The organism is Kribbella sp. NPDC023855, assembly GCF_040639475.1.
Lineage (GTDB): Bacteria > Actinomycetota > Actinomycetes > Propionibacteriales > Kribbellaceae > Kribbella.
In genome coordinates, this window is the sequence record NZ_JBFAAA010000003.1 from 700854 (window position 1) to 727775 (window position 26922).

Annotated in this window: 27 protein-coding genes; 12 read left to right on the plus strand and 15 right to left on the minus strand. The window is 67.8% G+C overall.

Translation table 11 applies throughout. The features are described from left to right. Positions 1-41 precede the first annotated feature (41 nt). A complete protein-coding gene (locus AB0F51_RS14240; protein ID WP_360279148.1) occupies positions 42-893 on the minus strand; it encodes a helix-turn-helix transcriptional regulator in 852 nt (283 codons plus the stop codon). Positions 894-992: 99 nt separating this feature from the next. Between AB0F51_RS14240 and AB0F51_RS14245 the strand changes: the two genes are divergently transcribed. Next, the gene (locus AB0F51_RS14245; RefSeq protein WP_360279151.1) at positions 993-1736 is read left to right on the plus strand and encodes an SDR family NAD(P)-dependent oxidoreductase; all 744 of its coding nucleotides are present in this window, start codon (positions 993-995) and stop codon (positions 1734-1736) included. Here the strand turns inward: AB0F51_RS14245 and AB0F51_RS14250 are convergent. Genes AB0F51_RS14250 through AB0F51_RS14265 form a run of 4 tightly spaced genes read right to left on the minus strand, consistent with a single transcriptional unit; the run spans position 1733 to position 4888 of the window. Further along, entirely contained in the window at positions 1733-2032 is a 300-nt protein-coding gene (locus tag AB0F51_RS14250; protein ID WP_360279154.1) for a thiamine-binding protein, read from the minus strand. The genes AB0F51_RS14245 and AB0F51_RS14250 overlap by 4 nt on opposite strands. Before the next feature lie 23 nt (positions 2033-2055). Next, the gene (locus AB0F51_RS14255) at positions 2056-2688 is read right to left on the minus strand and encodes a hypothetical protein (RefSeq protein WP_360279157.1); all 633 of its coding nucleotides are present in this window, start codon (positions 2686-2688) and stop codon (positions 2056-2058) included. Continuing rightward, positions 2685-4238 (minus strand): MDR family MFS transporter, encoded by a 1554-nt coding sequence (locus tag AB0F51_RS14260; protein ID WP_360279159.1) that lies wholly within the window; start codon positions 4236-4238, stop codon positions 2685-2687. The genes AB0F51_RS14255 and AB0F51_RS14260 overlap by 4 nt, the downstream gene beginning before the upstream one ends. After that, positions 4238-4888 (minus strand): TetR family transcriptional regulator, encoded by a 651-nt coding sequence (locus AB0F51_RS14265; protein ID WP_360279162.1) that lies wholly within the window; start codon positions 4886-4888, stop codon positions 4238-4240. The genes AB0F51_RS14260 and AB0F51_RS14265 overlap by 1 nt, the downstream gene beginning before the upstream one ends. Positions 4889-5000: 112 nt before the next feature. Here AB0F51_RS14265 and AB0F51_RS14270 point away from each other — a divergent pair, with 112 nt between their 5' ends. Beyond that, positions 5001-6629 (plus strand): GMC oxidoreductase, encoded by a 1629-nt coding sequence (locus AB0F51_RS14270; RefSeq protein ID WP_360279165.1) that lies wholly within the window; start codon positions 5001-5003, stop codon positions 6627-6629. 22 nt (positions 6630-6651) lie between these two features. Next, positions 6652-7356 carry a transporter substrate-binding domain-containing protein gene (locus tag AB0F51_RS14275; protein WP_360279168.1) on the plus strand — a complete coding sequence of 235 codons (705 nt, stop codon included), beginning with the start codon at positions 6652-6654 and terminating at the stop codon, positions 7354-7356. On the opposite strand, the gene AB0F51_RS14280 is transcribed toward AB0F51_RS14275, so the two are convergent. Continuing rightward, the gene (locus AB0F51_RS14280; RefSeq protein ID WP_360279171.1) at positions 7340-7801 is read right to left on the minus strand and encodes an isoprenylcysteine carboxylmethyltransferase family protein; all 462 of its coding nucleotides are present in this window, start codon (positions 7799-7801) and stop codon (positions 7340-7342) included. The two genes, AB0F51_RS14275 and AB0F51_RS14280, sit on opposite strands and share 17 nt — an antisense overlap. Then, entirely contained in the window at positions 7794-8273 is a 480-nt protein-coding gene (locus tag AB0F51_RS14285; protein ID WP_360279174.1) for a MarR family transcriptional regulator, read from the minus strand. Before AB0F51_RS14285 ends, AB0F51_RS14280 begins: the two co-directional genes overlap by 8 nt. A gap of 40 nt (positions 8274-8313) precedes the next feature. Here AB0F51_RS14285 and AB0F51_RS14290 point away from each other — a divergent pair, with 40 nt between their 5' ends. Next, complete coding sequence (locus AB0F51_RS14290; protein WP_360279177.1) at positions 8314-9570, plus strand: hypothetical protein; 1257 nt, start codon at positions 8314-8316, stop codon at positions 9568-9570. A 37-nt stretch (positions 9571-9607) separates the two neighbouring features. Here AB0F51_RS14290 and AB0F51_RS14295 read toward each other — a convergent pair whose 3' ends face one another. Beyond that, a complete protein-coding gene (locus AB0F51_RS14295) occupies positions 9608-10099 on the minus strand; it encodes a cupin domain-containing protein (RefSeq protein WP_360279180.1) in 492 nt (163 codons plus the stop codon). A 52-nt stretch (positions 10100-10151) separates the two neighbouring features. On the opposite strand from AB0F51_RS14295, the gene AB0F51_RS14300 reads away from it, so the two are divergent. From AB0F51_RS14300 to AB0F51_RS14310, 3 genes are read left to right on the plus strand one after another with little or no spacing between them, the layout of a single operon-like run. Next, a complete protein-coding gene (locus AB0F51_RS14300) occupies positions 10152-10604 on the plus strand; it encodes a MarR family transcriptional regulator (RefSeq protein WP_360279182.1) in 453 nt (150 codons plus the stop codon). Between the two features lie 57 nt (positions 10605-10661). After that, positions 10662-11216 (plus strand): TetR/AcrR family transcriptional regulator, encoded by a 555-nt coding sequence (locus AB0F51_RS14305; protein WP_360279185.1) that lies wholly within the window; start codon positions 10662-10664, stop codon positions 11214-11216. Positions 11217-11230: 14 nt separating this feature from the next. Further along, positions 11231-11752 (plus strand): DUF2867 domain-containing protein, encoded by a 522-nt coding sequence (locus AB0F51_RS14310; protein ID WP_360279188.1) that lies wholly within the window; start codon positions 11231-11233, stop codon positions 11750-11752. Here AB0F51_RS14310 and AB0F51_RS14315 read toward each other — a convergent pair. Both AB0F51_RS14315 and AB0F51_RS14320 read right to left on the minus strand, forming a co-directional pair. After that, positions 11719-13590, minus strand: coding sequence for an FtsX-like permease family protein (locus tag AB0F51_RS14315; RefSeq protein WP_360279191.1), 1872 nt, complete (start codon positions 13588-13590; stop codon positions 11719-11721). The two genes, AB0F51_RS14310 and AB0F51_RS14315, sit on opposite strands and share 34 nt — an antisense overlap. A gap of 76 nt (positions 13591-13666) precedes the next feature. Beyond that, a complete protein-coding gene (locus AB0F51_RS14320) occupies positions 13667-14206 on the minus strand; it encodes a TetR family transcriptional regulator (protein WP_360279193.1) in 540 nt (179 codons plus the stop codon). A 113-nt stretch (positions 14207-14319) separates the two neighbouring features. Between AB0F51_RS14320 and AB0F51_RS14325 the strand changes: the two genes are divergently transcribed. After that, the gene (locus tag AB0F51_RS14325) at positions 14320-16866 is read left to right on the plus strand and encodes a bifunctional FO biosynthesis protein CofGH (RefSeq protein WP_360279196.1); all 2547 of its coding nucleotides are present in this window, start codon (positions 14320-14322) and stop codon (positions 16864-16866) included. A gap of 401 nt (positions 16867-17267) precedes the next feature. On the opposite strand, the gene AB0F51_RS14330 is transcribed toward AB0F51_RS14325, so the two are convergent. The 5 genes from AB0F51_RS14330 to AB0F51_RS14350 form a co-directional block, all read right to left on the minus strand. Beyond that, the gene (locus tag AB0F51_RS14330; protein ID WP_360279199.1) at positions 17268-17957 is read right to left on the minus strand and encodes a response regulator transcription factor; all 690 of its coding nucleotides are present in this window, start codon (positions 17955-17957) and stop codon (positions 17268-17270) included. Continuing rightward, positions 17954-19099 carry a sensor histidine kinase gene (locus AB0F51_RS14335; RefSeq protein ID WP_360279201.1) on the minus strand — a complete coding sequence of 382 codons (1146 nt, stop codon included), beginning with the start codon at positions 19097-19099 and terminating at the stop codon, positions 17954-17956. Before AB0F51_RS14335 ends, AB0F51_RS14330 begins: the two co-directional genes overlap by 4 nt. Positions 19100-19101: 2 nt before the next feature. Continuing rightward, positions 19102-21159, minus strand: a complete 2058-nt coding sequence (locus tag AB0F51_RS14340) for an MMPL family transporter (protein WP_360279204.1) — start codon at positions 21157-21159, stop codon at positions 19102-19104. 115 nt (positions 21160-21274) lie between these two features. Next, on the minus strand, positions 21275-21892 hold the full coding sequence (locus AB0F51_RS14345) for a hypothetical protein (protein ID WP_360279206.1): 618 nt from the start codon (positions 21890-21892) through the stop codon (positions 21275-21277). Further along, positions 21885-23819 carry an acyl-CoA dehydrogenase gene (locus tag AB0F51_RS14350; RefSeq protein WP_360279209.1) on the minus strand — a complete coding sequence of 645 codons (1935 nt, stop codon included), beginning with the start codon at positions 23817-23819 and terminating at the stop codon, positions 21885-21887. The genes AB0F51_RS14345 and AB0F51_RS14350 overlap by 8 nt, the downstream gene beginning before the upstream one ends. Positions 23820-23910: 91 nt before the next feature. Between AB0F51_RS14350 and AB0F51_RS14355 the strand changes: the two genes are divergently transcribed. From AB0F51_RS14355 to AB0F51_RS14370, 4 genes are read left to right on the plus strand one after another with little or no spacing between them, the layout of a single operon-like run. Next, on the plus strand, positions 23911-24306 hold the full coding sequence (locus tag AB0F51_RS14355; RefSeq protein WP_360279212.1) for a helix-turn-helix transcriptional regulator: 396 nt from the start codon (positions 23911-23913) through the stop codon (positions 24304-24306). Further along, entirely contained in the window at positions 24306-25055 is a 750-nt protein-coding gene (gene modA / locus AB0F51_RS14360; RefSeq protein WP_360279215.1) for a molybdate ABC transporter substrate-binding protein, read from the plus strand. The genes AB0F51_RS14355 and modA overlap by 1 nt, the downstream gene beginning before the upstream one ends. Continuing rightward, positions 25052-25864 (plus strand): molybdate ABC transporter permease subunit, encoded by an 813-nt coding sequence (gene modB, locus AB0F51_RS14365; protein ID WP_360279218.1) that lies wholly within the window; start codon positions 25052-25054, stop codon positions 25862-25864. The genes modA and modB overlap by 4 nt, the downstream gene beginning before the upstream one ends. Beyond that, positions 25828-26922, plus strand: a complete 1095-nt coding sequence (locus AB0F51_RS14370) for an ABC transporter ATP-binding protein (RefSeq protein WP_360279220.1) — start codon at positions 25828-25830, stop codon at positions 26920-26922. Before modB ends, AB0F51_RS14370 begins: the two co-directional genes overlap by 37 nt.

Consider the following 26922-nt stretch of genomic DNA (forward strand, 5'->3'; position numbering starts at 1 on the left):
AAGCCGGGTAAAGACTTCAGCAAGCCTTTTCCGAAAGTCTTTCAGCTTTCGGCGCCGAGCAGCCGCTGACTGCCGAGGACGGAGAGGAGCTCCAGCCGCTCGGCGCTCACACTGCCCGGTGCGGCGGTGAAAACCAGCAACGTCTGTTGCTGCTCCTGGTCGTCGAGCAGCTGGCAGTGCAACTCCAACTCACCCACGGCCTGGTGCCGGAATCGCTTGGTACCGACGTGCCTGATCCCGACCTCGTGCGCGTCCCAGAGCCGGCCGAACTCCGCGCTGCCGTCCAGCAGTGCCCGCACGATGGTTGCTGCCCGCGACTTGCTCCCGTCGGTGGCGAAGGCGGATCGCAGACCCGACACAAGGACGCGGCTGTGGTTGGCGCGCACCTCGTCGTCGGCATAGCGGTCACGCTCGCCGTCGACCATGAACCACCGGTAGATACCGCTGCGCTCCAGCCCTTCGAAGTTCGTCAGCTCGCCCTCGAAGGCGACATCCGCCGGTGTCTGCACCAGGGTCTCGCCGAGCCGATTCATCACCTGGGCAGGGGTGTCCACGAGGCGATCCATGATCCGCAACAGGCCCGGGTTCACGTGGTCACCGCCGGATGCCCGTGGCGGGATTCCGTGGCCTGCCAGGAGATACAAGTGATCCCGCTCGTCCAGTGTCAGCCGCAGAGCGCGTGCGATGGCCGCGAGCATCTCGGTCGACGGCTGCGGACCACGCCCGCCTTCGAGACGGCTGTAGTAGTCCGTCGACATCACGGCGAGCGAAGCGACCTCCTCGCGCCGCAGGCCCGGAGTACGGCGCCGGCGGCCGCGCGGGAGGCCGATGTCCTCAGGCTGCAAGGCTTCGCGGCGCTTGCGCAGGAAGTGCGACAGTTCCCCGTAGTCCATGGGTCCATTGTTCAGCAGGACCGAGCGTTAACCACTGCTTGTCGAGCAGTGGCTGAACCGAGCCTGGTTGCCGGCTCCGGACCGGCCGAGGCTGAAGCCATGAAAACGACAGGCAACACGATCTTCATCACCGGCGGTACTTCGGGTCTCGGGTTGGGGCTGGCGCTGCGCTGGCAGGAACTCGGCAACACCGTCATCATCGGCGGCCGGCGCAAGGAGCTGCTGGACCAGATCGCGACCGAGCACCCCGGCATCGGCACCGTCCAGCTCGACGTCGCCGACCCCGACTCGATCGACACCGCCTTCGAGGACGTGACGAGCGGGTACCCCGAGCTGAACGCGATCGTCACGATGGCCGGCATCATGCACCCGGAGAACCTGCTCGACCCGGCTCACCTGGCCACGGCGGAGTCGATCATCACCACCAACCTGCTCGGCACGATCCGGACGGTCACCCGCTTCACGCCGTACCTGGCGACGAAGCAGGACGCGACCATCCTGACCGTCTCGTCCGGACTGGCGTTCGTACCGCTCGTGATCACCCCGACGTACAACGCCACCAAGGCCGCCGTCCACAGCTACACCCAAAGTCTGCGCATCCAGCTCGCCGACACCCCGATCCAGGTCATCGAACTGATCCCCCCGGCCGTCCAGACCCCACTGATGAACCAGGAAAACGACCCCCGCGCCATGCCCCTGGACGACTACCTCACCGAGACGATCGCCCTACTCCGCGACCACCCCGCCGCAGACGAGATCACCGTCCAACGAGTCAACTTCCTCCGCAACGCAGACCGCGAAAACCGCTACGCCGAAACCCTCAACACCCTCAACTCCCACTAAGAGAGGGCTTGCTCGATCCGCTCCACCTTTGCGGTCAGCTGCCCGGTGTACCCAGGCCGAATGTCAGCCTTCAACACCAAACTGACCCGAGGCGAAACAGCCGCAACCGCCTCCACCGCCTGTTTAACCACCGCCATCACCTCGTCCCACTCCCCTTCCAAGGTTGTGAACATCGAGTCGGTGCGGTTCGGCAGCCCTGACTCACGCACGACGCGAACTGCGGCAGCGACGGCGTCCGACACGGACCCGTCCTCCGCGGTGGACACCGCAGGAGCGACTGAAAACGCCACGAGCATGTTGTCTCCTTCATCGTCGGGCCTCAGGGCTGTCCGTCCGTGGCGATGAACTGCCCATCAGGAAAGCCGAGCCGCCTCATCTTGTCGGCGGCGAAGACCACCATGATCTCGTCACCGTGAACGAAGGCATCGTCGGGCTCCGACAGCTTCGGGACGGCCGAGACGAACCAGACCGGAAGGGGGCCTGCGGCGAATTCCAGCCGCAAGGCCACCGGCACTTCGACGCTGTCGGCCTCCGAAAGCCGCTCACCGCCGTCGGCGCGGTATGCAGGGCCAACCACGATGCGATCCCAGAACAACAACGCGTTCGAGATCGGAGACTTCATCCGCTCCCGCCAGTGCGGGTGGTCTCCTGCTTCCCACATCTCAGGGCCTTCTGGCCCTAGGACGAGATGATTCGACAATGGCTCGCGGAAGACCTCCACACCGTAGGGGTGAAACGTACTTGTCCAGATGATCGAAGCCGGGCCGGTGCCGAGCATGAACTCGACCCCCATGACTGCGTGGTGCCAGTCGCCGTGGTCCCAGACCCTCAACTCCGGACCGAAGTTGTAGACGTCGGAGTAGCGGATGCCGACGAGGCGCTCGCCCACCAGCCCGGACACGATGCGTTCGAGAGCGGCCCGCGCCTCGTCGGGTGCCACCACCTCAGTCACGTGTCCAGTTTGTCAGCTGCTTCTTCGTGGGCGCGGCGTTCGGTGGCTGAGGTGGTTAGGAGGGGCTTTTCCTTGATGAAGAGGACGGCGATGAGGGCTAGTACTGCGAACGGTACGGACATCATGAATAGGTCGGCTGTTGCTGCGCCGTAGGCGTTTTCGACCGCGACCCGCGCCGCTGGTGGTAGCTCGGCGATGTTTGGCACTGTGTTGGTGCCGGATGAGGCGCCGTCTGGGTTCAGCGTCTCGGTGACCTTGTTGGCGAGGATCGCGCCGAGCACGCTGACGCCGATGGTGCCGCCCATGCTGCGGAAGAAGCTGACCGCCGAGGTGGCCGCGCCGAGCTCGCGGGCCGGTACGTCGTTCTGTGCGGCGAGCACCAGGTTCTGCATCACCAGCCCGATGCCGACGCCGAGCACCACCATGAAGCCCCACAGCGTCATCGAGCTGGTGTGCGCGTCGATCGTGCCGAACAGCGCCAGCCCGATCGGCAGCAGCACACTGCCCACCACCAGGTAGATCTTCCACTTCCCGTACTTCGTGATCAGCCCACCCGCGATCGTGGAGGCGACCATCATGCCGAGGATCAACGGCAGGCTCATCAGACCGGCCTTGGTCGGCGAGTAGCCCTGGGCGATCTGGAAGTACTGCGCCAGGAACACCGAGCCACCGAACATCGCGATCCCGACCAGCGCGCTGGCGACGATCGACAGGGTCACCGTGCGATTGCGGAACAGGTCCATCGGGATGATCGGTTCCGGGTGCCGGCGCTCGACCAGGACGGCCGCGACCAGTGCCACCACGGCGGCACCGACCAGCAGGAAACTCCAGCCGGACGCCCAGTCGAACTTGTTCCCGGCGAATGACGACCAGACCAGCAAGGTGCTCACGCCAGCGGTGATCAGGAACGCGCCCCACCAGTCGATCTTCACCTCGCGGCGCACGGTGGGCAGCTTCAGCGTGCGCTGCAGCAGCACGATCGCGGCGAGCACGAACGGCACACCGACCAGGAAGCAGGCACGCCAGCCCAGCGGCGAGTCGACCAGGAAACCACCGAGCAGCGGTCCCCCGACGGTCGCCGACGCGAAGATCGCACCGAAGATGCCGGAGTACCGGCCGAGTTCGCGCGGCGGGATGATCGCGGCCATCACGATCTGGACCAGCGCGGTCAGGCCGCCGGCCCCCAGACCCTGCAGCACTCGGCTGCCCAGCAGTACTTCGATGTTAGGGGCGAGGCCGGCCACGATCGAGCCGATCACGAAGAACCCGAGCGACAGCTGGACGAGCAACTTGTTGTTGTAGAGGTCGGCGAGCTTGCCCCACAGCGGCACCGTGGCCGTCATCGCGAGCAGCTCGAGCGTGACGACCCACGTGTACGACGACTGGCTCGCCCCCAGGTCGTGAATGATCCTGGGCAGTGCGGTCGACACTACGGTGCCGGCCAGGATCGCCACGAACATTCCCATCATCAGACCGGAGATGGCCTGCACGGTCTGTCGCGGCGTCAGCGCCGCGACAGTACCGGTCCCCTCGGCCGAGGTCGTGGTCATCAAGAGCCTTTCTGTGTGTCCGGATCCGGCGCGAACGCAGGATCGACGCCTTGGGCAAGTAGTTGGAAGGCGCGGTCGAGTACCTCGCCGATTGGGCGATCCGGCGTCTGCTTGTGCAGTTCCATCGCCACCCGGCAGGCGGCGCCGGCCGTGCTGACGATCAGCATCGCCCGGAGTGGATCGCCGATCCGCTCCGCCAGCGCGGCCGACAACTGCCGTTCGTCGTCGAAGCTCGACAGCATCAAGTGGTAGAGCAGGTTCGGATTGCCCATGATCAGCTCGCCGCGGCGTGACAACTCGCCTTCGCTGATCAGCTCCCGCAGGACGTCGTGGATGATCAGCCACATCATGGTGAGCGGCGACTGCTCGGCCGGCGCGGACCGGAACCGCTCCAGCGCCCTGGCGAGATGCTCGGGATTGCGCCCGAGGATGGCGTGTTCCTTGTGCGAGAAGTAGTTGAAGAAGGTGCGGACCGAGACGTCGGCGGCCTCGCTGATCTCCTCGACCGTGACGTTGTCCGGCCCCTTCTCCAGGGCCAGCCGGAGCGCCGCGGCGGTCAGCGCCGCCCGCGTCTCCCGCTTCTTGCGTTCCCGGCGGCCCGGGGGCGCGGCGTTGTCCTCGATCTCCATCACGTCTCCACGGTCGGTCAAACTTGCAGTGCGTGCAACTTATTATTCCTGCAACTTTGCATAGATGCACAAATTCTGTGACGCTGACCACAGAGACTGCTACTCCCCGCAGTCGACCTATTACGGTGCGCCAATGCGCCTTTCCGAGACTGACCCGTCCGTTATGTCCCGTCGCCGGTTCGCCGGCCTGACCGCGTTCACCTCCGCGGCCGCCCTCGGCCTCACCCAGATCAGCACCACCCGCGCCACCGCCGCCGGCAAGCGTGAGTTCGTCCCGGCCATCGTGATCGGCACCGGCGGCTCCGCCGTCACAGCCTTGCGGCTCGGCGAGGCCGGCATCAGAACGACGATGCTGGAGATGGGCCAGCTGTGGAACAAGCCCGGCAGGGACGGAAAGATCTTTTGCTCGACCCTGAACCCGGACTCCCGCTCGATGTGGTTCCACCGCCGCACCAAAGCCCCACTCGACACGTTCCTGTGGCTCGACGTGGTCAACCGCGACATCGGTACGCCGTACGCCGGCGTGCTCGACCGGATCGACTTCCCGAACATGGGCGTGTACGTCGGACGCGGCGTCGGCGGTGGCTCCCTGGTCAACGGCGGGATGGCGCCGACGCCACGCCGCTCGTACTTCGAGAAGGTCCTTCCCCGCGTCGACGCCGACCAGATGTACAAGCGCTACTTCCCGCTGGCCAACCGGATGCTCGGGGTCAACGCGATCGACCCGCGCTACCTCGAAAGGACGCCGGTCTATCGCTACGCCAGAGTGTCCCGCCGGCACGCACACCAGGCCGGCTTCAAGACGACCGTCATCCCGAATGTCTACGATTTCCGTTACCTGCAACGCGAAGAGCGCCGGGAGGTGCCGCGGTCCGCACTGGCCGGCGAGGTGATCTACGGCAACAACCACGGCAAGCAGAGCCTCGACAAGACCTACCTGGCCGACGCGGTCGGCACCGGCCAGGTGACCATCCGGACCCTCACCCGGGTCACCGCGATCCGCCAGGACCGCTCCGGCTACGTCCTGGCGCTCGAGCAGATCGATGCCACCGGCAAGCTCCTCCGCAGGAGCGAACTCGGTTGCCGGTACCTCTTCCTCGGCGCCGGCAGCATCGGCACCACCGAACTGTTGCTCAGAGCCCGCGAAACCGATGCCCTCCCCAACCTTTCCGGTGCGATCGGCAACAACTGGGGACCGAACGGCAACGTGATGACGTCCCGCGCCAACAACCTGTGGGACCCCACCGGCCTGCTCCAGTCGACGATCCCGACACTGGCCATCGACAACTGGAACGACCCGGTCCATCCCGCCTTCGCGGAGATCGCTCCGCTGCCGGTCGGACTGGAGACCTGGGCAAGCCTCTACCTGGCGATCACCGCCAACCCCGAACGCGGCCGCTTCACCTACAACGCTCACACGAACCGGGCCGACCTGCGGTGGAGCCCGACCCAGAGCAACCCGTCCATCGCCGCCGCGCGGGCTTTGTTCGACCGGATCAACCGGGCCACCGGTACGACGTACCGGCGGGATCTGTTCGATGGGAACCGGGAGTTCGCGGCCGACTTCTGCTATCACCCGCTCGGTGGTTGCGTGCTGGGTGAGGCGACCGACGACTACGGGCGGGTGCGCGGCTACCGCAACCTCTACGTGACGGACGGCTCACTCATCCCCGGCTCGATCGGCGTCAACCCGTTCGTCACCATCACCGCCCTTGCCGAGCGCAACATCGCCCGCGTCATCGCCACGGATCTCCGGACCTGACCGGGTTATACGCTCGGGCCTCATGACCTCCCTCTCCACCGACCTGGCCCCGACCGGCGTACTGCGTGCCTCCATCAACCTGGGTAATCCGGTGCTTGCCCAGGGCACGCCCGAGCAGCCGGCCGGGATCACGGTCGACCTCGCCCGGGAGATCGCGGCGCGGCTCGGCGTACCGGTGGAGTTCTTGTGCTTCGACGCGGCGCGGAAGTCGTTCGAGGCGATGACGTCCGGCGCGGCCGACCTCTGCTTCCTCGCGATCGACCCGGCGCGGGAGGCCGAGGTCGCGTTCACCGCGCCGTACGTCGTCATCGAGGGCGTGTACGCCGTACCGAAGGACTCGCCGCTCACCACGGTCGCCGAGGTGGACAGCCCGGGAGTGCGGATCGGGGTGAAGCAGGGTTCGGCCTACGACCTGTTCCTGACCCGGACGCTGCAGAACGCGACGGTCGTGCGCGGACCGGAAGGGACGGACGTCTTTCGCGCCGAAGACCTCGAGGTGGCGGCCGGGATCCGTCAGCCGATCACCAAGTTCGTTGCCGAGAACAACGACGTCCGCTTGGTCGACGAGCGTTTCATGCAGATCCAGCAGGCGGTCGGCACGACCAAGGACCGTCAGCCGGAAACCGTCCAGTTCCTGCGCGACACGGTCGACGAGCTGAAGGCGAACGGCTTCGTGGCCGACGCTCTGCACCGCGCCGGCCAGTTCGACGCTACCGTCGCACCTTAGGGATCCAGGCCGGCACGGACTTGCAGTACTCGTTGTACTGCGAGCCGTAGCGACGTCGCAGTACGGGCTCTTCGTACCAACGCACGAAAGACGCCATCACCGCCCACGCGACCACCGCATACCCGAGCAGCCAGGCGTCGAGAAACAGCAGCGCCTGGCCGAGCACGGTCGCCACCACCCCGACGTACATGGGATTGCGGACGAAGCGATAGTCGCCGCCGATCACCAGCTGCTCTGTCGGCGCGATCGGCGCCGGGGTGCCACGGCCTTCGCGGACGAAGCGGACGAACGCGCGCAGCAGGATCACCACCCCGCCGAGGATCAGCAGCCAGGCCGGCCAGAACCTCACCTCGGACCAGCCGTTGATCCACCACGGGATCACGCCCGCGACCACACAGGGTGCGGCGAAGAAGAACGCCGTGCTGCCGAGCACTGCCTTAAGCATGAGACAGCCTGGCGAGCACGCGGTCGGACAGCTCACAGAAGGTCTTGAGCTCAGCCGGAGTGAGATCACCGAACCAGCCGGCCACGGCCGCATGGTCGCCCTCGTCACGCTGCTTCCAGTACTCGGCACTGTGATTCGTTGCTGCGAGCAACTTCCGGCGTTTGTCGGCAGGATCCGGCTCGACCCGTAGCAGATCCTTGCGGACCAGCGCGGCGACGATCTGCGCCACGTTCTGATGAGTGCTGCCGAGCGCCGCCGCGGCTTCGGCCAGCGACGGCTTGCCGGCCGCGACCACCACCGTGATCAACGCGGCTTGCTGGGTGGTCAGATCGTCCTCCCGCAGCCGCTCGTCCATTGCCTGCCGCAACCTCTGGGCGAGCGTGAGTGTGGTCCGGAACGCCCGGATCGACGGCTCCAGCCCGGACTCCGGCCCGATCCCGAGCAGCTCCGCGGTCTTGTTCTTCGAGGACATAGGCAATATATTACCTATCATCGTCGAAGGGGGCAAGATCATGATCTGCTTACTGCCACACTGCGCCTACCTGTCCGAGACCTCCCGGATGCTGGAGCTCCATCGGGCCCTGACCGACCTCGGGCTCCCGGTCCGCGTCGCCACGCACGGCGGCCCGCACGAACGTTTCCTGGCCGGCATCCCGTACGACGTACTGGGTCCTGGCCTGTCGACGACCCGAGCCGCGCGTTTCGTCGGTTCGGCCGTCGGACTGGGTGACCCACGGCAGAGCATGTACGACGATGACGAGATCCGGTCCTACGTGCAGGCGGAAGCGGAGTACTTCAAGGCACACGGGATCAAGGTCGCGGTGACGGGCTTCACGGTCACCACTCTGCTGTCGACGCGGCTGGCCGGAGTACGGCTGATCACGGAACACGCCGGAAGCTTCGTGCCGCCCGTCTTCGAGAAACGGTTGCTCCCGGCCCCGACTCATCCGGTCGACCCGCGTCTCCGGCGCGCCCCGAAATGGCTCAGCCGGTTCCTGATCAATCGCACCGTCAACCGCACGACGTCGTACTGCGGAGGCTTCAACCGGGTCGCCGAATCGCTCGGTATAGAAGGCGTTCCCAGCCTCGCCGCCCTCTTGCTCGGCGATCTCTCGCTGGTCCCGGAAGTCCCCGAAGTCCTAGGAGTCTCAGCCGCCGAACTCGCCGCTTGGACCCCTAAAGGCAGAGTCGGCTACCGCCCAAGCTCGCGCCTGACCGCAGTCGGCCCACTCTTCGCCCACCTCGACCTTCCGCTGCCGGATCGGGTGCAGAAGTTCCTCGACCACCCAGGCCCGACCATCTACCTGGCCATGACGTCGACTCCGCCCGCCCAGGTGCGCGCCGCGATCGCCTCGCTCGGCACCCTCGACGTGCGCCTTCTCGTCGCCGGCACCATCCACGACCTCGGCGACCTCGCCAGCGACCGCATCATGATCGAAGGCACCCTCCCCAGCCACCTCGTCATGCCCCAGGTCGACCTCGCCATCACCACTGCCGGCCAAGGCAGCACCCAAACAGCCATGGCCAGTGGCACCCCACTCCTCGGCCTCCCCCTGCACCCCGAACAAGACCTCAACATCGCCCTCCTCGAACGCCTCGGCGCTGCTCGCCACGCGACGCCCACCACAAACCTCGCCACCCTCGCGACAGAGATGCTCGAGAGCCCGAGCCACCGCGACGCCGCAGTACAGATCCAGAAGCTCTACGCCGCCGTCGACGGTCCAGCGCAAGCCGCCCAGACAATCGCCGCATATACAGAAGGCAGCTGACCGCCGAAATCGGCCACCCCGTCGGCGACTCGGCTCTTCAGCTTGCCGCTTGCTGTCTGGCTGCGTCCCAGGTCGGGCTGTCGACGAAGTGGACGTCGTACTGGTGGTGGAGTTCGGCTAGTTGGTGGTCCGAGAGTTCACCGCGAAGGATTCTCGGCAGGATCCTGAAGTAGTCGAACCGGTCGATGCCCGGGGTCAAGGTGATGAAGAGGTCCACGCTGTCGTGCGGCGCGGCGCCGAAGGCGTGCGGAAGGCCTGGGGGTACGACCACGTAGCCGCCTTTGCCGACCGAGATCATCCGGTCGTCCACCAGCATCGAGAGCGTGCCGTCCAGCACGTAGAACGCCTCGGACGACTGCTGGTGGTAGTGCGGCTTGGCGCCGGCCATCCCCACGTCGAGTCGCAGGCGGTTCGCGCCCAGTGCGCCCCCGGTGTGACTGCTGTCCGCCAGCATCCACAGCGACAGCTCTTCCACCCGCTCGGCATCTTCTTCGCTGACGACCCACGCGTCAGCTTTTTGATTGAACATATCAATCACTCTATGTCGAGTAGTTGAAGCTTTCAACCGTTAGAATGATCCGGTGACCGAATGGCTCAACCAGCAGGAACAGCAGGACTGGCGCGCCTTCATCGAGGGGTCCGTGCGGTTCATCGACCTGCTCGACAGCGAACTGCGCCGGCTCCACGACCTGACGCTCGCGGACTACGAGATCCTCGTCCGGCTCTCCGAGGCCGACGGCCGGTCGATGCGGATGGCCGAACTGGCCGACCTCGCCTACCACTCGCGGAGCCGGCTGTCCCACCGGATCCGGCGACTGGAAGACCGCGGGCTGATCCGTCGGGACACCACCGCCGACGACCGGCGGGGCGTGCTCGCAGCCCTGACCGACGAAGGCGCGGCGCTGCTGACCCGAGCCGCCCGGGACAACCTCAAGGTGGTGCGTGAAGGCTTCGTCGACGTCATCGACCCCGCCGACCTCCGAGCGGTCGGCCGCGCCTTCCGCGCCGTCACCGCTCAACTAGACCCCTCCTGAAGACCACCGACGCCGGAAACACCAGGGCCATACCAGACGGTATGGTATGTTTTCGGCATGGCGACGACGAAGGAGGACTGGCTTGATGCCGGTCTGAAGGTGCTGGCCGAGGAGGGCTCGCCCGCCCTCACGATCGAGCGGCTGACCACCGAGCTGGGCCTGAGCAAGGGCTCGTACTACCACCACTTCAAAGGCACCGGCGGCTTCCGGACCGCGCTGCTCGAGTACTTCGAGAAGCAGTTCACCACCCGGCTGATCGACACCGTCGAGCGGCGGCCCGAGGCTGACGCCGCCACCAAACTGGCCAAGTTGCTGGACCTGGTCCTGGCCGATTCCGACAGCGTCCAGCTCGAGATCGCAGTACGGGCGTGGGCGTTGCAGGACCCGGAGGCACGGCTGGCGCAGGAGCGCGTCGATCGGGCCAGGACCGCTTATCTGCAAGAGCTTTGCCGTGGCATCAGCTCGGTCAAGGAGCCTGACCAGCTGGCCCGGCTGCTCTACCTGATCCTGATCGGCGCCGAGCAGGTCGTGCCGCCGATGAAGGGCGCCGAACTGCGCGCTCTCTACGCCACCACGCTGACGCTGGCGACCGGCGAACCGTTCCTCACCTGACCAGGAGCCAATCGATGCCGACCCGAACCGATCTCCCTGAACTGGCCGACCTGCTGCCGTCGTCCGACGTCGTCGATGTGAAGACCGCGTCCGGGCCGGTGACGTTGCGCGAGTTCGTCGCCGGTGCCCTGGGCAACGAATCCGTCGTGAGCCGCGCGCTGTTCGCCCTCCGGGTTCCGGTGGCGAAGGTGCTCCGGCTGGAGATGGACGGGATGCCGGCGAAGACGAAGCTGCGTCCCGAGGACGTCACCTTCACACCGGGCGAACCACTGTCGTTCTTCACGGTGGACCGCGGCGAGGAAGAGCACTACCTACTCCTGAAGATCGTCGACAACCACATGGTCGCCTACCTCGCGATCATCGTCGACGACTCCGGCCCGGCGCGTGAGTTCAAGCTGGTCACCCTCGTGCGCTACCTCCGCCCGGCAGGACGCCTGTACTTCGGACTGATCCGGCCGTTCCACCACGTCATCGTCTACTTCATGGGGCGCTCGGGTGCGCGCTACTCACGACCACCCAACAGCGTGATCGGCTGAGGCCTGGTTGCCGCCCAGGCGGTGGCCGCCGCCGTTGATCCGACGACGACGAGCGAGCCGCCGAGGATGAGGGCGAGCAGTCGCCAGGGGATCGCGAGAACCACGACCCCATAGGTGTTCGCAGTACCGGTGGCGACGCCGGCCAGGGCTGCGGCGGCCACGACACAGCCGAGCAGTACGCCGATCAGCACGACGGTCAGCGACTCGATCAGCGCCACGAGCACCACCTGAGCTCTGGTCAGGCCGGCCATCCGGGCCAGGGCGAACTCGCGTCGCCGGTCGGCCGCCGCCATCACGATCGCGTTCACCACGGCGACCGCGGCGTACACACCGGCCAGGCCCATCAGTACTGCGAAGATCCCCGTGTTGCCGCGTTGCTGCGCCTTGCCGCGATCCTCTGCCCAGTCGGCGATCGGCTGCGCGTCACCCAGTCTCCGCGCGACCATTGCCGGGTCGACGCCTTCAGCAACCTTCACCAACGTCTCGGTCCGCCCGCTGGGCGTGAGTGCGCGCGGGACGAAGAAGTTGTCGCCGACATCGAGGGTCTCCGGCAGGATCGCGACCACCTTGAGTTTGACCGGCCGCTTGTCGAAGGTAGCCGACAGCACTGAGCCGAGTTTGTAGCCCTCGGCACTCATCCCCGGACCGATCGCGATGGTTGCTCCGGTCAACTGGTTGAGCGATCCCTTGCGCGGCCGCAGCTTGTGGGTCTGCTGCCATGCCTTGGGATCGATGCCGATCGCTTCGGAGTACACGGTGTGACCCTTGCGTCGCACCGTGACGGGGACGGCTGTCTGCGGCGAGACGGCGGCGATGTCGGCGGCTGGAGGCACCAGGCCGTCGGCCACCAGGTCGGCGGTGACGAGTTGGCGCTGCTCCTCGCCGACGGCCTTGGCGAGGGTGCCGAAGGTTCCCCACAGGCCGACCAAGAGTCCGACCAGCACGATCAACGGAGCCGCCGTGGCAGCGCTTCGCCGTACTGCGTGCAGGACGTTGGCGCGCGCGAGGTCGGCCACCAGGTTGCCGCGCAGGACGAGTGCGGGGAGGCGGCCGGCCCACGGTACGGCGATCGGGCTGAGCTGGCTCAAGGCGACCGAGCCGGTGACCATCACCAGCAGCGCGATCATCAGACCGGCGACGAGATCTCCCGCCGCTTGCGCCACGATGACGAGCAATGCGGTGAACGCCGCGGCCGACAGTCCCCAGAACCAGCGCCAGCCGGTCATCACGGGTTGATTGCCGGGCAGATCCGACAGCGCCTCCAACGCGGTGATACGAGAAGCCCGCCAGGCAGCAGCCAGTACGCCGGTCAGCGCGGTGCTGACGCCGACGATGGCGGCGGCGTACAGGGCACCTAAGTCCCACGGCGCATGAAACCAAGGTGGCAGCATTCCCAAGGAAATAAGGAGTTTCGACTGCGCATAGGTGCCGAGAGCACCGACCGGTACGCCAACCGCGGTCCCCAGTACTCCGAGCAGCAGCGCCTCGCCGAGCAGCATCAGCCGCAAGCTGCCGCGTTGCGCACCGATCAACCGGAGCAGCGCCAGCTCACGTCGCCGCTGCACCACGGTGAAGCCGAACGTCGTACTGACGATGAATACCGTGAGGAAGACGGCAAGCATCACCGTCATCCCGAGCAAGGTGGCGGCACCCGCGTACCCCTCCCGGATGCGCGCACGCTCGATCCCCGAAAGTCCCGCCGGCAACACCACCCGATCCGTGGCAGCCATCACCTGCAACCCGGACTGCACCAGCCCGACCCCAAGGGCCACCGCCACCACAGCCCCCGCAAACAACTGCCACCGATCCCGCAGCGCACCCACAGACAACCTCAGCATGCCCCCAGCCAACCGCCTCGATCGCCTCAACACCCTCCCCCGAACGCCCCACCGAGGTAGCGCGGGCGCTACCAACTCAGCGGAGGTGAGTGAGGAGGGCGGTGAAGTCGTTGTGGTTGTAGGGGCGGGCTCCGATCAGGGACTGGAGCAGGATGCCGTCGAGGGTCGCGACCAGGAGGCTGGCCTTCTGGGGGTCGGTGGTGAAGTTGCGGGCGATCTGGGTGAGCGGTTCGAGCCAGGCGGCGGCCGCCGGGCGGAGAGCCGGGCGTCGCGCAGCCATCAGACACAGCTCGTACTCCGCCAGCGTGCGGCCGCGGCGGTACACCAGACAGTGCTCGACCAGCCGCGCCAGCTCGTCGGCCGGCCGCGCGCCCATCTCGTTGACCCGCTCGTGCAGCTCGGCCGCGAGATCCTCGGCGGCCCAGGTCAGCGCCGCCACCAAGAGGTCATCCAGCGTCGCGAAGTGATAGGTCGTCGACGCCACCGAGACCCCGGCCTCGGCCGCCACGGCCCGATGACTGACCCCGGCCACCCCGTCCCGCTCGATCACCGCCAGCGCCGCCGTCAGCAGTTCCACCCGCCGCAACCGCCCCCGCACCCGCCGTCCATCCGCCATCGGACACCTCCTCGGCCTTTCCCCAAACGGAAGGTATCAGGACAGACGTACTGATTGTTTTTGGTCCCCGGAATCGGCTGGATCCGGTCCGGAGGGCACCTACGCTTCAAGACGTGACTGCTCCTGGACAACCCTCCGCCACTCCCCCGAAGGCCCCGATCAGCACCGCCATGCGGCGTGCGCTGAAGCGGGCCGACGACGGCAAGACGCTCGACCCGGCGGAGGTCGAAGTACTGCTGTCCGCCTCCGGTGACGCTCTCGACCAACTGATGTCGACCGCCGCCCGGGTCCGCGACCAAGGGCTGGCCGACGCCGGTCGGAGCGGGATCATCACCTACTCCAAGAAGGTGTTCATCCCGCTGACCCGGTTGTGCCGGGATCGCTGTCACTACTGCACGTTCGCGACCACGCCCGGCCGCGTGCACTCGCCGTACCTGAGTCCTGACGAGGTGCTGGAGATCGCCCGGCAGGGTGCGGCTCTCGGGTGCAAGGAGGCTCTCTTCACCCTCGGCGATGCTCCTGAGGACCGCTGGGACGCGGCCAAGAAATGGCTCGAGGAAGCCGGCTACGACAGCACGCTGGACTACGTGCGGGCGATGTCGATCCGCGTACTGGAAGAGACCGGGCTGCTCCCACATCTCAACCCCGGCGTGATGTCCTGGCAGGACCTGCAGCGACTGAAGCCGGTCGCGCCGAGCATGGGCATGATGCTGGAGACCACGTCGCGGCGGCTGTTCGAGGAGAAGGGTCAGCCGCACTTCGGCTCGCCCGACAAGGACCCGGCGATCCGGTTGCGGGTGCTGGAGGACGCGGGCCGTTCGAACGTGCCGTTCACCACCGGGCTGCTGATCGGCATCGGGGAGAACCTCACCGAGCGGGCCGACTCGATCTTCGCGCTGCGCAAGATCGCCCGCCAGTACGGCGGAATCCAGGAAGTCATCATCCAGGGCTTCCGGGTGAAGCCGGATACCGCGATGCGCAACGACGCCGACGTACCGCTGGACGAGTGGCTGGCCGCGATCGCCGCCACCCGGATCGTGCTCGGCCCGCGGATGCGCGTCCAGGCCCCGCCGAACCTGGTCGACCTGGCCGAGGCGCGGTTGCTGCTCGACGCGGGTGTCGACGACTTCGGTGGTGTCTCGCCGCTGACCCCGGATCACGTGAACCCCGAGCGCCCCTGGCCGCAGATCGACGACCTGGCCAAGGTCACCGCGGATGCCGGATTCACTCTGCGCGAAAGGCTGACCGCGCACCCGGAGTACCTGCGTGAGCCCTGGCTCGACCCGCGACTGATCTCGCACGTCGAGGCGCTCGTCGATCCCGAGACCGGACTCGCCAACGAGGACGCCTTCCCGAAGGGCCTGCCCTGGCAGGAGCCCGACGGCGGCTGGGACAGCGTCGGCCGCACCGACCTCCACACCGCCATCGACACCGAAGGCCGCCGCACCGAAACCCGCTCCGACTTCGACGCGGCGTACGGCGACTGGGACGTCCTCCGCGAGGACGTCAAGAACCGGGCGGCACCAGAAAGAATTCAAGGAGACGTCAAGGAAGCGCTGGCTGCGGCCGAGCGGGATCCGGCGGGGCTTTCCGACTCGCAGGCGTTGACGTTGATGACGGTGACCGGGCCGGCGTTGGATCAGTTGGCTCGGATTGCGGATGACTTGCGGAAGGCGACGGTCGGGGACGACGTCACCTACGTGGTGAACCGGAACATCAACTTCACCAACGTCTGTTACACCGGCTGCCGGTTCTGCGCGTTCGCTCAGCGGCGGACCGACGCCGACGCCTACTCGCTGTCGATGGACGAGGTCGCCCAGCGGGCCGAGGAGGCCTGGGTGATCGGCGCGACCGAGGTCTGCATGCAAGGCGGCATCCACCCCGACCTGCCCGGTACTGCGTACGCGGACCTCGTCCGCGCCGTGCGCGACCGCGTCCCGGAGATGCACGTCCACGCCTACTCGCCGATGGAGATCGTCAACGGCTCGGTCCGCACCGGCTTGTCGATCGAGGACTTCCTGATCTCGGTCAAGGAGGCCGGCCTGGGCAGCATCCCCGGCACCGCCGCGGAGATTCTCGACGACGACGTGCGCTGGATCCTCACCAAGGGAAAGTTGCCGACGGCAAGCTGGATCGAGGTGATCACGACCGCGCACAAGGTCGGCCTGCCGTCCAGCTCGACGATGATGTACGGCCACGTCGACGCGCCGCACCACTGGGTCCAGCACCTGCGCACGATCGCGGCGGTCCAGGACCAGACCGGCGGCTTCACCGAGTTCGTGCTGCTGCCGTTCATCCACACCAACTCGCCGATCTACCTGGCCGGCGTGGCCCGCCCCGGCCCGACGTACGACGAGAACCGCGCCGTGCACGCGATGTCGCGGATCATGCTGCACGGGCGGATCGACAACATCCAGTGCTCCTGGGTGAAGCTCGGCACCGACGGCTGCGTGGCGGTCCTCAACGGCGGCGTCAACGACATCGGCGGCACCCTGATGGAGGAGACCATCAGCCGGATGGCCGGCTCCAAGCACGGCTCCCGCAAGTCGATCGAGGAGCTCACCCAGATGGCCACCGCCGCGGGCCGCCCGGCCCGGCAACGCACCACGACGTACGGCGAGGTCCCGCAGACCTCGCACACCGCACTCGAACTGGCCTGACCAAAAAGAGACGCCGACCGTGTCAGGTGTCGGTCACCACCTCACTGGCGACCGGCACCCCGGCGACACGGCCGGCGTTCTGCTTTGCCCCGAGAGGGCGTTCGGCCCGAAGGAGGGCGGAGCCGCTGACTCATTCCGTGACCGGCAGGGGAGGAACAGTCCGGTCGCGGACGGGAGTACTGCGGTACCGCCTGGAGCCTGTGTCCGCGACCCGTCCGTCGCCGACAACTGAACGTTGTCACGGCGTGGCTCAGCGCCGCCATGAGAGCGGTCAAACATTTGCATTGATCTAGGACAAAGCGACGCTGTGTATACCGGGCGTCGCTTTCCGTACTCGCCAGTAGACAAGTTGCCTACCGCAACAACAATCCAACTCTCAACCAGTTGCCTCCGGCCCCCAGTTAGGCCCGGCCCTCAGCCGCGTCGCGGTAGCCGGCGGTCCGGACCAGACCGGATTCGTAGGCGGCGATCACCAGCTGCGCCCGGTCGCGGGCATCCAGCTTGGTCAACAACCGGCTCACGTAAGTCTTCGCGGTCAGCGGGCTGATCACCAGTCGATCGGCGAGTTCGCCGTTGCTCAGGCCGCGTCCGATCAGCGTCAGTACTTCGCGTTCGCGCCTGGTCAGCGCAGCCAGTGCGCCGGGCGCCGGCCCGACCGGCTCCGGTTGCGTCAGCACCTTGGCGATCAGTGCCTGGGTCGCGCCGGGCGACAACAGCGCTTCGCCGGCGGCCACAGTACGGATGGCGGCCAGCAACTGCGCGGGTTTCGTGTCCTTGACCAGGAAACCGCTCGCCCCCGCCCGCAACGCCGCCAGCACGTTGTCGTCGCTCTCGAACGTGGTCAGGACCAGCACCCGGACGCCGCTCAGATCCTCGTCGGCCGCGATCCGGCCGGTCGCCGTGATCCCGTCCGTCCCCGGCATCCGGATGTCCATCACGACGACGTCGGCCCGGGTCGACCGAACCAGCTCGACCGCCTCGTCGCCGTCGCCCGCCTCACCGACGACCTCCATGTCCGGTGCGGACCGGACGAGCATCGCGAAGGCACTCCGGACCAGCTCCTGGTCGTCGGCCAGCACCACCCTGATCATCGCGCTCCCGGACTAGGTATGGACACCGCGACCCGGAACCCGCCGGACGGGCCGTCACCGACGACCAGCCGACCACCAACGGATTGAGCCCGCTCGTTCATTCCCACGATGCCGTAGCCGGCCGCGGTGCCGCTGTCGGCCCTCCCCTGGCCGTCATCGGTGACCTCGAGCCGGACCTCCGCCACGTCGTACTCGAGTTCCACGCGGGCCCGTTGGGCGTTTGCGTGCTTCACCACGTTGGTCAGGGCCTCCTGGGCAATCCGGTAAAGAGTGATCTCGACGGCGGCCGGCAGCGGCCGGGTGGCGCCGAGGACGCGCAGCTCGACCTGTACTCCGACCGCTGTGGTGACAGCTGCCAGCCTGGCCAAACCGTCGAGGTCCGGTGTGGGGTGCCGATCCCCGTCGACCTCGTTGCCGCGCAGTACGTCGAGGGTGGTTCTCAGCTCGGCCAGTACGCCGCTGCTCGCGTCCGCGACGGTGTGCAGCGACTGGGAGATGGGGGCGAGGGTCGGATCATCGGTGCGCTCGTCGAGCAGATGAGCGGCCACGCCGGCATGGGAGTTGATCACGACGATGTGGTGGGCCAGGACGTCGTGCAGGTCCCGGGCGATGCGCAGCCGTTCCTCGGCGACCCGGCGCTCGGTCGTCTCCGCGAGCAGTGCGCGGTGCAGACGCATCGCCTGGCCACCGACCGCGGCGACCGCGAACCAGCCAAGAGGGCTGATCACCTCCGCGCCGACCGATTCGTTCTGCGGGATGCTCGCGGCCACCAGGACTCCGGCGACGCTGATTCCGACCATCGCCAGCGTTGAGGCGCGGGAGGTGGTCAGGGAGACCGTGTAGATGAGGACTACCGCTACCGGGAGCATGATTTCGTGCGTGTAGTTCAAGCCGTGGTAGACCATCTGGACTGCTATGCAAAAGAGCAGCGCCTGGATCGGGAAGCGGCGTCTGACGAGAACCGGCAGGGTCGCCAGGACGAGCAGGGTGATCCCGAGAGCGTCCAGTTGCCCGTCGTCGAGCCACTGCCACGGCAGGGCGAGGACGGCGGCCACCGGCAGGACGAGCAGGACGGCGGTCAGCAGCAGGTCGCCCCTGCCGATCCCCCACCGCCTCGCTCCCACCAAGACCACCGTCCCCATCCTCAGCTCCGTTCCTCGCCGACCAGCACCGACTCCTCCGGGACTGCTGCCGGTTGTGGGTCGTCCGTCGAGCGGCTCGGCCACCAGATCCATCGGCGCAGACCCACCATCATCGGCGCCAGCAACGCGGGCGCTACCAGCAGAGTCTGCAGCAGAACCCCGACCGCGACCACCACACCCATCTCCACCATCGGCACGAACGGCAGTGACGCCAGTACGGCGAAAGTTGCCGCCAGCACCAATCCCGCCGAGGCGATCACCGGTGCGGTGGCCGTCACGGCCTGCCGGGTGGCGGCCGTCGTACCGAGCTCCTTGCGGTCCTCCCCGATACGGGCGACCAGGAAGATCGCGTAGTCGACGCCGAACGCCATCAGGAACACGAACACCAGCACCGGCAACGTCGGTTCCACCCCGCCGAACCCGAGCACGTGCTCGAACACCAGCGAGCCAACTCCCAGCGCCGAGAGATACGAGAGCACGACCGCGGCCACGACGAGCAGCGAGGCGACCAAGGACCGGAGCAGCAGGAACAGCACCAGCAACACCACGGCGAGTACGAGCGGAATCACCAGTTTGGTGTCGGCGGCGCTCGCCTCCTGGACGTCGACCCGCTCCGCCCCTTCGCCACCGACCAGCGCAGCGGGCGGCAGATCGGCCCGCAGGCGCTTGATCAGGGCCGCTTCCTCATCGCTGTCCGGCTGAGCCGCCGGTACGACGTCGACCAGCGACCAGCCGTTGCCCTCCCGCTCTGTCTCAGCTGACACCACCTTGTCCGTCGCACGTGCCACAGCCAGCACCTGCGCCACCTGATCGGTAGGACTGGCAACGGTGAAGGGGCGGCCACCTTCGCCCGGATAGGCCCGATCGAGCGTCGCAAACCCCGTCACCGACTCCGGGGTGTTGGTGAACGAGTCGGCCTGCCGCAGGTCCGTCGAGAGGCCGAGCACCCCGAGCCCCAGCAGGCCGAGGGCCAGCACCGAAACTCCGGCCGACCGCAACGGCCGGGCGAAGACCCACCGCCACCAGTCGCGGCCTGCTGGCGCAGTACTGCCCAGCTGGGGGACGCGCGGCCAGAAGACCCTGCGGCCAAGCGCCGTCAGTACTGCGGGGAACAGCGTCAGCATGGTCACCAGAGTCGCCAGGATTCCCAGCGCGCCGATCACCCCAATTCCCGAGATGTCGTTCATGTCGGCCACGACCAGGCACCCCAGGCCGAGGGCGACCGTCGAGCCGGACGCGAGGATCGCCGGTCCTACACCTTTCAGGGCGGCTCGCATGGCGGCATGGACGTCGCGGTGGTGCCGCAGCTGCTCGCGGTACCGCGCGACGATCAGCAGCGCGTAGTCCGTCCCGGCGCCGAACACCATCACGATCATGATCGACGAGCTCTGCGTACTGACCGTCAGGTCGAGCGCACCGGCGACGACCCGGACCAGCGCCATCGACAGGTACGCGGCGGCCCCGACGGTCAGCAGCGGCACCAGCCAGAGGAACGGGCTGCGGTAGGTGATGATCAGCAGGACCGCCACCACGATGACGGTGACGAGCATCAGGGTCGTGTCGATCCCCTCGAACACCGCGTCGACATCCGCCTCGATCGCGGCCGGGCCGGTCACCTCGGCCTGCAGGCCACCGGGCCGGTCGGCGGTTACCGCCCGGACCCGCTCGACGAACTTCGCGACCGCGGCGTCGTCCGCGCCCGCCGGCTGGCCGACGGCGTACATGAGCGCGGTGCCGTCCTTGGAGGGAACGGGCGGCATGTCGACCTTGAACTCTCGCGCGAGGGTGGCGTGCTGCCGCGCCACCGCCTGCTTGTCCCCGTCGGCGAGACCGCCGTCCCGGTGGTAGACGACGATCAGTTCGTCGTCTTCAGAGCCTGGGACGCGGTCCTCGACCTGGTGCACGAGCGTCGACTCCGCACCGCCAGGCAACTGGTCGGTGACGTCGTCACTCTGCACGTCACCCAGCCCCGCCGCCAGCGGGAACACCGCCACCAGCAACAGCACCCAGACCGCGACCACACCCCACTTACCTCGCCGCCCAGTCGGCAACGTGAACATGAAAACCTCCCCTGTCTGTGGACCTCAAACAGTGGCCCAGCAGGGTGAGGTGAAGCGTCCGCCCGGAGTGGACAGTCGGGAGTACTCCCGTGGTTGACATGCCCCCCGGACGGGGTCAGTACGGGTAGGTGTCGTCGCGGCGGGTCGGGTCGAGGTCCCACAGGGAGAACTCGACCACCTTGTGCGACTCCTCGCCGCCGGCCGGGGTGAGGCCGACGGTGTCGTAGTCCTTGGAGCCCAGGCCGTCGAGGTAGCCGAGCAGCTCGAAGGCCGACCGGGCGTCCTCGATGTCGTCGATCACCTCGTCGTTCTGCGCCTCGTCCGCGCGGCTGCGGACATAGGCGACGAACGCCTCAGGATCCGTCACGACGAAGTCGTACCGCGCCTGGTAGCTGAGCCGGATCCCGTTCTCCGGGACCAGCGGCTCGTCCAGGTCGTCCAGCTCACCGCGCTCGACCATCTCGCGGTAGTCGTCGGGGTCGTCGAAGTCGTCCGGTCCGAGCGGCAGGTCGTCCAGCTCGTCGGGGTCGTAGGAGTCGATCCCGAGGAAGATGTCTCCCCAGCCGCGCTCGTGCACGGCGTCGGCGAGCACCCGGGCCTGGACCCGGACGTTCTCGATCGCCGTGGTGGCCCGCAGGTCGTGCAGGTCCAGCGCGTCGGCTTGCTCCAGCAACACCTTCGCCAGTTCGCGGGCGGCCTCGGCGGCCGACGCGGGCTCAATCGGCTCACTCATGCTGCGACGGTACAACCATGGGCACATCGACCGCCGCGCCCGGTACTCCGAAAGCGTCCACCAGCTCCCCGGCGTACGGCCGGACGGTGGCGCAGAGCTCGTTCACCAGCGCGATGATCGCCTTCGACCGGGCCGTCGACAACCGGCCGTGCTCGAGGTACCAAGCCCGCTCCGCCTCGATCGTGGCGAGCGCGTGCAGGTCGTAGAGATCCTTCAGCCGCGCCGACGCAGTACCTTCCGGCGCAGCTTGTACTGCGGCCGCGAACGCCTCCAGCACCACCCGCTCGACGTGCGCCCGGCCGGCCGCGATGACGTGGTCCTGGCAGCGGTTGAACACCTCGAACGGTTCGACGCCGTCGTCGATCCCGCGCTTCAGCCGTCGCGCCACCGCGGCCAGCATGTGCTCCTCACGGAACCGGAGCAGACCCGAGTGGTACGCGTCGTCCCGCAGGCCGGCGTCGGGATCGGTGGTGTCGTTGCGATTCGGTACGGCGTCGCGCAGCCGCTCGATCAGGATCCGCAGGGCCGTTTTCTCGACCGCGATCTCGACCGCCTGCGCCGCGATGAACCGGGCCGTCCCGAGCGGGTCGAGCTTGCCGAACGACTCCCGGTAGTTGGTCAGCAGCCCCTTGGCGACGAGTTGCAGCAACACCGTGTTGTCACCCTCGAAGGTGGTGAACACGTCGGTGTCGGCCTTCAGGGTCGAGAGCCGGTTCTCCGCCAGGTACCCGGCACCGCCGCACGCCTCGCGGCACATCTGGATGGTCTCGGTCGCGTGCCAGGTGCCGAGCGCCTTCGTACCGGCCGCCTGGGCCTCCAACGCGCGCTGGTCGTGTTCTTCGTCGGCAACCTCTTCGCTGCCGAAGATCCGGACGAACTCGTCGACCAGCTCGGCCTGCGCGAAGTGCAGCGCGTAGGTCCGGGCCAGCAGCGGCAACAGGCGACGCTGGTGCATCCGGTAGTCCAGCAGCAACGCCTCGTCCGCGCTGCCTGGCGCGCCGAATTGGCGGCGGCGATCGGCGTACCGGATCGCGATCGTCAGGGCCACCTTGCTGGCGTTGATCGCCGCGCCGCCGACCGAGACGCGGCCTTGGACGAGGGTGCCGAGCATGGTGAAGAAGCGCCGGTCCGGATTCTCGATCTCACTGCTGTAGTTGCCCTCGGCATCGACTTGGGCGTAGCGGTCGAGCAGGGCGGTTCGTGGTACGCGGACCTGGTCGAAGACGATGCGGCCGTTGTCGACGCCGTTGAGGCCGAGCTTGGCGCCGCAGTCGGACAGGGTCACGCCGGGCATCGGGTCGCCGTCCGCAGTACGGATCGGGACGAGTAGGCAGTGCACGCCGTGGGTCTCGCCGCCGACCACGAGTTGCGCGAAGACGGTGGCCATCCGGCCGTGCCGAGCCGCGTTGCCGATGTAGTCCTTGCGCGCGGCCGCGGTCGGCGTGTGGATCACGAACTCCTCGGTCGCCGGGTCGTACGTCGCCGTCGTACCGAGGGCTTGGACGTTGGAGCCGTGGCCGGTCTCGGTCATCGCGAAGCAGCCGAGCAGCCGGCCCTCGATCGCGTCGGTCAGGTACTCCTCGTGGTGCCGGCTGGTGCCCAGGTGCAGGATCGCGCCGGCGAACAAGCCGAACTGCACGCCCGCCTTGACCATCAGCGACAGGTCGCCGAACGCCAGCGTCTCGAACCCGGCGATGAACCCGCCCAGGTCGCCCTGGCCGCCGAACTCCTTCGGGAAACCGCGACCGGTGTGCCCCTGAGCGGTGATCTGCTGCATCACCTCGAGCACCTTGTCCCGGTACTCCCCCCGGCTCAGTTCCTGTCCGGCGTCGAGCAGCCCGGCGTTCGTCGCCAGCCCGTCCCGGACCAGATCCCGTGCCGCCTTGTGCGGACCGTCCAGATACTCGCGCAGCCCCGTCGTACTCATGGACCAAACCTATGCCGCTGCCGGCGGGCGGTCCGTAACGACGCTCACGTTGGTCTGTTGCAGGCGCAGATGCGGCGATAAGCTGGCTCTCGTGCCGAATTTGCGGATCAGTGAGGCGGCCGCGTTGCTCGGGGTCAGCGATGACACCGTGCGTCGCTGGGTCGAGCAGGGGCGGTTGCCCGCAGTACAGGAGGGCGGGCGGATGGCGGTCGAGGGCGCCGAGCTGGCTGCCTTCGCGCAACGGCTGGCCGAGTCGCCCGAGCCGGGCACCACCACGGCCGCGTCGGCGCGCAACCGGCTGCGCGGGATCGTCACGCGCGTGGTCAAGGACGGGGTGATGGCTCAGGTGGAGATGCAGGCCGGGCCGTTCCGGGTCGTCTCGCTGATGAGTCGCGAGGCGGCGGACGAGCTCGGCCTCGAACCGGGCGTGATCGCCGTCGCCTCGATCAAGTCCACTCACGTCGTCGTCGAGATCCCGGAGTCGTGATGTTCCGCCGTACCGTCGCTGCAGTGCTGGCCGCTCTGACCTTGGTGAGCTGCGGCGGCAACGCGCCTGCTGACCCCGCGGGCCTCTCGGGCACCATCAACGTCTTCGCGGCGGCCTCGCTGACGGGGACCTTCACCCAGCTCGGCAAGGACTTCGAGGCCGCGCATCCCGGCGTGAAGGTGGTGTTCAACTTCGCCGGCAGTTCCGCCCTGGCGCAGCAGATCAACCAGGGCGCGCCCGCCGACGTCTTCGCCTCGGCCGCGCCGAAGAACATGGACCAGGTGAAGGACAAGGGCGCCCCGGCAACCTTCGCCCGGAACAAGCTGGAGATCGCCGTGCCGAAGGGCAATCCGGCCGGCGTCAAAGGCTTGACGGACTTCACCGACAAGAACCGCAAACTCGCTCTGTGCGCCGAGCAGGTCCCGTGCGGCGCCGCGGCCAAGAAGGTCTTCGAAGCCGCCAAGCTCACCCCGGAACCCGACAGCCTCGAACAAGACGTGAAGGCCGCGCTCACCAAAGTCACCCTCGGCGAGGTGGACGCCGCCCTCGTCTACAAAACCGACATCCTGGCCGCCAAGGCCAAAGTCGACGGAATCCCTTTCCCAGAAGCAGAGCAGGCCGTCAACGACTACCCCATCACCACCCTCACCACCAGCAAGAACCCCACCACCGCCAACGCCTTCGTCAGCTTCGTTCTCTCTCCGGCTGCCCAGAAGACCCTCACCACCGCAGGCTTCGAAACCCCATGACTGCGGTGACGACGCGGCGGCGGATCGGCGGGCGATTGCCGGTCGTTCTGGTGCTGCCCGCGTTGCTCGGCCTCTGCTTTTTGCTTGTCCCGTTGGCCGGACTGTTGATTCAGGCGCCGTGGGCAACATTGCCGGAGCGGTTGTTCAGTGCTGAGGTCGGGCAGGCGCTCAGGTTGTCGCTGCTGTGTGCCAGCGCGGCGACCTTGCTCTGCCTGTTGCTCGGCGTCCCGCTCGCCTGGTTGCTCGCTCGGGCGGAGCTGCCCGGCCGGGGCGTGATCCGCGCGCTGGTGACCGTGCCGTTGGTGTTGCCGCCCGTGGTCGGTGGGGTGGCGCTGCTGCTGGTGCTCGGGCGGCGTGGACTCATCGGGGAACGGCTCGATCTGTGGTTCGGGTTTTCGTTGCCTTTCACAACTGCCGGCGTGGTGGTCGCGGAGGCGTTCGTGGCGATGCCATTCCTGGTGATCTCGGTGGAGGGTGCCCTGCGCGCTGCCGACCCGCGGTACGAGGAAGCCGCCGCGACACTGGGAGCCGGGCGCTGGCTCACGTTCCGCCGCGTAACCCTCCCGTCGATCGCGCCGGGGATCGTGGCGGGCGCAGTACTGTGCTGGGCTCGTGCGCTCGGCGAGTTCGGGGCGACGATCACCTTCGCGGGCAACCTGCCGGGACGGACGACCACCATGCCGCTGGCGGTCTACCTGGCGTTGGAGACCGACCCGGACGTCGCCGTAGTACTGAGTGTCGTTCTGCTGGCCGTCTCCGTCGCGGTGCTCGCGTGCCTGCGCGAACGCTGGATCAGTGGTCTGCGATGACCCTGTACGCCGACCTGCGGGTGACCCGCGAAGCCTTCCGCCTCGACCTCGCCCTGACCGTCGAACCAGGCGAGGTCGTCGCCTTGCTCGGCCCCAACGGCGCGGGCAAGACCACCGCGCTGCGGGCCATCGCCGGGCTGCTCCCAATCGATGACGGCGAGATCCGGCTGGGCGACGACCGCTGGGACGCGCCGCCCCGCATCTTCCGATCGGCTGACCGACGACCGATCGGGGTCGTGTTCCAGGACTACCTGCTCTTCAACCACCTGAGTGCGTTGGAGAACGTTGCTTTCGGCTTGCGTGCCCGCGGTACGGACAAACACACGGCACGCACCGAGGCGGCTCGCTGGCTCGAGACGGTCGGCTTGTCGGAGTACGCGAAGACCCGCCCGCGCAAACTCTCCGGCGGCCAAGCCCAACGCGTCGCGCTCGTCCGCGCCCTCGCCACCGCCCCGGAACTCCTGCTGCTCGACGAACCACTGGCCGCCCTGGACGCCGGCACCACCCTCTACGTCCGCGCCGAGCTCGGCCAGCACCTGCAGCGGTACGACGGCCGCACGCTGCTCGTCACCCACGACCCGCTCGACGCGATGGTCCTCGCCGACCGCCTGGTGATCGTGGAGAACGGCCAGATCGTCCAGCAAGGCCCACCGACCGAGATCGCCCGCCGCCCGCGCACGGAGTACGTCGCCCAGCTGGTCGGCCTCAATCTCTACCGCGGCACCGCCAACGGCACCACGGTCACCCTCCCCACCGGCGGCAGGATCAACATCGCGTCTCCCGCGACCGGCACAGTGCACGTCGCCTTCCCACCATCAGCAGTCAGCCTGTACGCCGAACCGCCCGCGGGCAGCCCCCGCAATACCTGGCCGGCCGTGGTCGCGGGAATCGAACAGCACGCCCACACCGTCCGGGTCCGCCTGAATGCCTCACCGGCCGGCCCCGCAACCCTCCTCGCCGACATCACCCCAGCCGCGGTCGCCGAACTCCGTCTGACCCCCGGCCAGCACCTTCACACCACTCTGAAGGCCACCGAGATCCAGACCTACCCAGCCTGA